Source organism: Shewanella marisflavi, from assembly GCF_023283925.1.
Classification (GTDB): Bacteria; Pseudomonadota; Gammaproteobacteria; order Enterobacterales; family Shewanellaceae; genus Shewanella; species Shewanella marisflavi.
Genome location: NZ_JAKIKX010000008.1, coordinates 186,520 through 192,870, shown reverse-complemented (window position 1 = coordinate 192,870; position 6,351 = coordinate 186,520). Strand labels below are relative to the sequence as shown.

The window sequence follows — 6,351 nt, the reverse complement described above, 5'->3', positions numbered from 1 at the left end:
AAACTTTTTGAGGCTTCACTTTTCAGTGACTGACCACCTTATCGCCTTAGCTACCAAGTGTTTCGACGCTGCGTTATCTGCTTTGCCGTGTCAGTGGATGCGCATTATAGGGAGTTCTGATTTGGGCGCAAGGGGTTTTTCTACGATCATCGATCGCAAGACGATCTTTTAATCGCTTTGCTGAATTAACTAGCAATACGCGTCGAATTTAGACAAATCAGGACGAAACCTTTCTATATCAAACCTAGCTAAAGTTCGTTTTTTCATCAATATGCTAGTGTAATTGCTAATAATTCATTACCATATACGAGCTGTTAACAGTTAATTATCAATTCTTCAGAGAACCAATTATATGCAAAAGCCATTTCTTATTGTTTTGATAGTCGCCATCCTTGGCGCATTGGCAATATCTCAATTCACACCAGAGCTTTATTCGGCAATCGCATTTTTTACTGGTGCCATTATAGCTAGTGTTATTTTTACGCTGCAATCATCACCTTCTACTGCAGGTACCGCCGAGACCTATACCGGACCAACCATGACACTCTATGTTGGAAACCTGCCTTATCGTGTTCATGAGGGTGAAGTTAAAGAGTTATTTGGAAAGTTTGGCCCGGTTAACTCGGTTCGCCTAGTCCGCGATCGCAAGACTGGCCGTCGCAAAGGCTTTGGCTTTATCGAAATGTCTGAGGCGGGCGCGAAAAAGGCAATGAACAAACTAAACGAATTTGAATTTCAGGAGCGTACACTGAAAGTTCGTGAAGCTAAGTCTCAGGACGCTGATAAAAACGAGACCACGCAAGAAAGCTAAGCTTAAAACCACTTAGCCTATTACCGACACTAGCTGCCTGTCTCTATCGCACATTCTGCAAAAGATGCTACCGATGAGAATCCCCAGGCAGCCAAGGTCGTTTTAAGACCTTCCGCAATAGTAGTTGTTGTATAGAAAGCCTGGCTTTGACCACGGAGCCCTTGTTTACCTTCCATCTGAATTAAAGTCATCACCCTAGCTGCAATTGCACGGGATGAATCCAGCAGTGTAACCCCCTCACCTAAATAGTCTTGTAGCTCAGATGCTAAAATCGGAAAGTGAGTACAACCTAAAACCAAGGTATCTAACCCAGACTCTTTTATAGGCTTAAGCACCTCATGTAAGGTCTGAAGATCCAATGGCTGCTGCGCCATCTTAGCTTCGGCTATATAGACGAGTTCAGAAGAACCAAAGCGATCGACTCTACAGTCACGGGCAAATTTATCGATCAACTCCTGAGTATAACGACGATTCACTGTACCCGGCGTCGCCAGTAAACCGAGGTGTTTATTCTTCGATAGGCGCGCCGCCGGTTTGATGGCTGGGACCACGCCGACAACAGGGATAGTTAAACTCTCTCGCAACGCTGGCAGAATCAAGGTGCTGGCGCTGTTGCAGGCCACGACCACAATATCAGCTTCGCTCAGAGTGACGGCTCGAGCTATCAGCTCAACACAACCTTGGATCAACTCCTGCTCGTCGAGCTCACCATAGGGCAGTCTGGCATTGTCGAACAAATAACAATAGTTGGCCTGAGGAAGTTGTTTGCGCACTTCGGCCAAAATAGATAGGCCCCCCACCCCAGAATCAAACACGAGTATATTTGCAGACAAATTGGCTCTCCGATAAAGATATATGACGCCCGAGCAGCGATTTTTTCACATTCAGTGCAAAAGCTAAAGCTGATACGTGCAGATTTGTATCTCACGCGACAAACCTGACTCTGTAGACACTTGGAATGTAAAACACCCCCTAGACATCAACGACAGGTAGTATACTATTTGCGCCCCCAATGATAGTAACGGTGTTAAGAAATGAATTTAGACGCAATGGATCCTAAGCAATACGATAAGCAACTCGATGCGAAACGTGAGAAATTAGCTCAGCTATTTGCCGACTTCGAAACACCTGAATTGGAAGTCTTTGCTTCACAAGACGCACATTATCGCATGCGCGCCGAATTTCGCGTCTGGCACGAAGGGGAAGACCTCTACTACTATATGTTCGATAAGGCACTTAACCAGAAGGTGCGTTGTGATCAATTCTTGCCGGCGAGCAAACTGATCAACGAAGTGATGCCAGAGTTGATGGCCGCCCTGCGTCCCAATCAGACACTCAGACACAAGCTGTTTCAGGTGGACTTTTTGTCGACCCTTAGCGGCGAGATCTTAATTTCACTCTTATACCATAAACAGCTAGATGCCCAGTGGGAAGCCGAAGCTAAAGTACTGAAGCAACAGCTATCAGACAGATTCAATGTCAACATCATTGGCCGTGCTCGCAAGCAGAAGCTGGTGCTGGATCGCGACTTCGTAATAGAAACCCTGCCGGTTAACGGGCAGCAGCTAGTCTATAAACAGGTCGAAAACAGCTTTACCCAACCCAATGGCGAAGTCGCCATCAAGATGCTGGAGTGGGCCATCGACATCACCCGTGACAGCAGTGGCGACCTGCTAGAGCTGTATTGTGGCAACGGCAACTTCTCCATCGCCCTGGCACAAAATTTCAATCGCGTCCTAGCCACAGAGCTGGCTAAGCCTTCAGTCGACTCGGCGCAGTACAACATTGAAGCCAATAAAGTCGAAAACCTGCAGATCATTCGCATGTCGGCTGAAGACTTTACCGATGCTCTAGCAAAGAAGCGCAGCTTCAGACGACTAGAAGGGGTGGATTTAGACAGTTACAACTGCAATACCATCTTCGTCGATCCGCCACGGGCAGGGCTCGATGACAATACTCTGGCCATGGTGCAAGGCTACGAGCGGATCATGTATATCTCGTGCAACCCTAATACCTTACTCGATAACCTTAAGGTATTAGATAAGACCCACAAGATCACTCGCTTCGCGCTATTTGACCAATTCCCCTATACGGCTCATATGGAGTCTGGCGTCCTTTTGGAACGTCGTTAAACCAAGGATTTCGTCAACATCATCATTAGCAAAAATGGTACTTGGCACAGCTTGGGGTACGGGGAGCTTTTAACTCTCTGTATCCCGCTAGCTATTAACCATAAGATTTTACTGGATTTAAGGGAATATACAGATATAACCAGTACTGAATGCATACTTACTAATAGCAAAAAATATAAAAAAAGAGGCAGCTACATGCTGCCTCTTATCTAAATGAAAAAACACTGTCAACAAACCAGCTGAAGATCTGCAACTAGCTCACTTGATCCCATATGTTCAAACGTATCTCGTCTCGTTTTAAGGTTTTCAAGCAAGTAGGAGTTTGTTAACTCAAACTCAAATTTGATAGAAGACCAAGTCTTCACATATCCTTTGATTCGCTCTTCTTTGAATACCATGCCAGGTTCGTTATGAACTTCACACGACTTGAGCGCTCTCGGAATCCCCATATCATCATTCGAAACCTTTCTTCCTACTAGAATCAATTCGAATCGCATATTAGGTCCACTAAAACCTGGATGACGGGCTATGATCCCTGCGTAGTCTTCAAGTTGCCTTAAGTGTTTTGTGTTCAACGATACACTCGGTTTCTTAATCTCTATAATCGTACACTTGAAATAGGGCTTACCAAAACTATCAAACTGCTTTGTCTTCCTAGCCAAAAATAGATCCACCTGACGTCTCACACCTTCAATAGTAAGACCATCATCTAAGTCTTGCTGTTCGAAGTCATCTTCTGCTAGTACATCGATTTCTTTAATATGCTGCCTAAGATTATGGGCTGTTTTTTGAAAATCGTCTTCTTCTGCACCTATCATTGAGTATTGTTCACCGAAAAGCCAAGTATTAGCTTCAATAATCCCTTGTAAGTGCGGAGTTTCTAAAACATCCTTGTAATTATTAATCATAAGCTCTTCTAACTTTCTAACAACAGTCTCCCTACGTTGCAATACTTCAATCGTACTGACAATGTTCTCCAACGTTGTCTTATTTAGTTGCTCAGCTAACTGATGAAGACGATGTTTATCCAGCTCTACAACACTTTCTAGCACTTCCAATAGACTGTCATTCTCATTAGACACAAGCAATTTATCTAATAATGAGATCATAACTTTAGCTTGTTTCGCACCTAAATTATTAAATATTGAAGGCTCAACTAGCCAAATTTCCTTGATGACAGTTCGAACATTAGAGTGTCGCCACTCAGCATCATGCTGACTCAGGTTTTTGTAGGTAGGGAAATAGCCTTGTTGCTCATATTTATCTAACTGACTTTCAACCTGCTGCCTTAGAAATCCAGTATAGATATCTCGAGATATATCGAAAATCTTTGTTTTGAGGGACTTAAAAATTGGAGAGCTTGGAGTAGCAAGTGGAACATCCAGCTCATCAAAACTTAAAGATCCGCCGTTTTTATCAAATAGGTCAACCCAAGGCGATTGAATATAAACGCTCAAATAAAACTGGCTTTTTCTATTAAATGAGTTGTTTTCACTATACGTAACCCTACCATCTGAATTTACAAAGTAGTTCTTTGAATTTTCAGTTCCCGGTTTGGTTTTCCACCTAAAAAAGTTAACCGTAAATGGAATCTCATCTATATCGATTGACTCGGAACGACTTTCATTAATAGGAACAGATACCTCAGTGTTGTTGAGATACAGCTTCAATTTGTCATTTAAGGCGAGTCGCCACCCGAATTCATTTTGCAATATACACAATAATGCTTCATCGTCAGGGAGGTTGGTCGTAAAATTTGTCAACTCAACACATGTTCCCCGACCATTTGCAACAACACTATGCTTTTGTTGTTCAGGCAGTAGGCTCAGCATCGAATAATGTTGTAAATCATCACTGCTGATAGAGATCTTTGTATCCTTACAGCCACATCTAGAATACCAATCGGCATTCGCACATAAAAGATGAAACGCCAATCGGCCTCGGCCATGTGCACCTTGCGTATCATCATCACCAACTTTTTGGGAATCATTGAAACACGAAAAATGTTCTAATTTCTTATCAGGATCAATCCCTAAACCATTATCAATAATCTGTACGGATGTAGTCCCAAGGAACTCTTCACTGGTACTAATTCTGACCTCAGTTGCTTTAGCATCAAAGCCATTGGCGATTAGTTCTATAACGGCTCTCTCTGGGGTTAGCTTCCATCGATTAAAGTGCTTCTTGATGCCTGCATGGTTTATATTCGTTGTTTCAATCTGTTCCTTTTGCATTAAACAGTCCCTGGCCTTATTAACGAAACAGAAGGTTGCTGTTTCATATATTTTCTATAAAAAAATCAGATTCAACTTAGATTTAAGTATGTAGAGCCTCTTGGACAAAAGGCTCTACTAACGTTCAATTCACACGCTCAACCAGTGCTGTCTATCAAGTACTTTTTCAGCAATAGTAATTTGCCTTGGGGTAAATTGCTGCTTTCTTGCGTTCCAAGAATGAACACCTTTGATAACTTGTTCGATATTTTTTGCTTGTTCATACCGATTAAGCCAGTGCACCGTAGCAAGAAGCTCTAAGCCCTGTGGTGATTCAAAGCCTTCTACCAATCGAGATACCTTTTCAAATCTCTCTCGCGTATCAGGATGTTGGTCCAAGAATTCTTGTGCTTCTTTTACCGCTCCAGGAACCAACTGAAGTACTTTCTCCGGTGCATCACCGCCATCTGAATAACCAGAAACAAAATGCCCTTCAATTGCATTAAGAACATGGCGTAGGTTTTTTGCATAAGGCCCATAGTGCGCCTTCTGATAGGACAAACGTAAAGGTTCTCCTGCTTCCTGCATAAAATACAATAACTTATGAACCTCAAGTAACGAGACTGATGGATCAAGTAAACCTTTCAGGTAGCGCTGAATCAACTCAATCAATACAGCCCTACCTGGTGTCATCTTTGGTACTTCTTTTTGCTTTGCCATTCTATCATTCTGCGGCGCGCCCGATGGCTCATAAAGTAGAACTTGAACATCTTTCAGCGGCTGCATTGCAACTTCGATTTTTTCACGTACAACCGCCCAATCAAGCCCACCTAAGCCTGCGCCTAAAGGTGGTATTGCAATAGACTTAATACCTAGTCTTTGAATGTCGTTAACAAGGGCTGACAAGCCAGAGTCAATATCTTCAATTCGGCTTGAGCCTCGCCAATGACGCTTCGTGGGGAAATTAATAATAAAACGAGGGTTTGCTAACTGCCCAGTTTCAAATATAAACATTTTCCCAGGCTGAACATCTTTGCTTTTACAAGCTGCTGCATAGACTTTGAAGTTTTCAGGCCATGCTTTTTTAAATTGCAGAGCAATACCACGCCCCATTACGCCAACACAGTTAACTGTATTTACGATTGCTTCTGCATCAGCACGCAGAATGTCACCACGAGTAGTTTCGATCATATCT

5 protein-coding genes are annotated in these 6,351 nt (G+C 43.0%); 2 read left to right on the top strand and 3 right to left on the bottom strand.

Going from position 1 to position 6,351, the window contains the following annotated elements; all coding sequences use genetic code 11:
* The first annotated feature begins 352 nt into the window (after positions 1-352).
* On the top strand, positions 353-811 hold the full coding sequence (locus tag L2712_RS15625; RefSeq protein WP_088903537.1) for an RNA recognition motif domain-containing protein: 459 nt from the start codon (positions 353-355) through the stop codon (positions 809-811).
* A gap of 29 nt (positions 812-840) precedes the next feature.
* Here the strand turns inward: L2712_RS15625 and murI are convergent, their stop codons facing one another.
* Positions 841-1,644 (bottom strand): glutamate racemase, encoded by an 804-nt coding sequence (gene murI / locus L2712_RS15620; RefSeq protein WP_248978317.1) that lies wholly within the window; start codon positions 1,642-1,644, stop codon positions 841-843.
* Between the two features lie 201 nt (positions 1,645-1,845).
* On the opposite strand from murI, the gene trmA reads away from it, so the two are divergent.
* The gene (trmA, locus tag L2712_RS15615) at positions 1,846-2,943 is read left to right on the top strand and encodes a tRNA (uridine(54)-C5)-methyltransferase TrmA (RefSeq protein WP_248978316.1); all 1,098 of its coding nucleotides are present in this window, start codon (positions 1,846-1,848) and stop codon (positions 2,941-2,943) included.
* A gap of 227 nt (positions 2,944-3,170) precedes the next feature.
* On the opposite strand, the gene L2712_RS15610 is transcribed toward trmA, so the two are convergent.
* Together L2712_RS15610 and darG are read right to left on the bottom strand one after the other, a co-directional pair.
* Positions 3,171-5,177, bottom strand: coding sequence for an ATP-binding protein (locus L2712_RS15610; RefSeq protein WP_248978315.1), 2,007 nt, complete (start codon positions 5,175-5,177; stop codon positions 3,171-3,173).
* Positions 5,178-5,306: 129 nt separating this feature from the next.
* The gene (gene darG, locus L2712_RS15605) at positions 5,307-6,347 is read right to left on the bottom strand and encodes a type II toxin-antitoxin system antitoxin DNA ADP-ribosyl glycohydrolase DarG (RefSeq protein WP_248978314.1); all 1,041 of its coding nucleotides are present in this window, start codon (positions 6,345-6,347) and stop codon (positions 5,307-5,309) included.
* Positions 6,348-6,351: the final 4 nt, after the last annotated feature.

Excerpts from the sequence above, each read along its gene's own strand:
- L2712_RS15625 (WP_088903537.1), top strand. The coding sequence starts at position 353 with ATGCAAAAGCCATTTCTTATTGTTTTGATAGTCGCCATCCTTGGCGCA.
- trmA (WP_248978316.1), top strand. The coding sequence starts at position 1,846 with ATGAATTTAGACGCAATGGATCCTAAGCAATACGATAAGCAACTCGAT.
- L2712_RS15610 (WP_248978315.1), bottom strand. The coding sequence starts at position 5,177 with ATGCAAAAGGAACAGATTGAAACAACGAATATAAACCATGCAGGCATC.
- darG (WP_248978314.1), bottom strand. The coding sequence starts at position 6,347 with ATGATCGAAACTACTCGTGGTGACATTCTGCGTGCTGATGCAGAAGCA.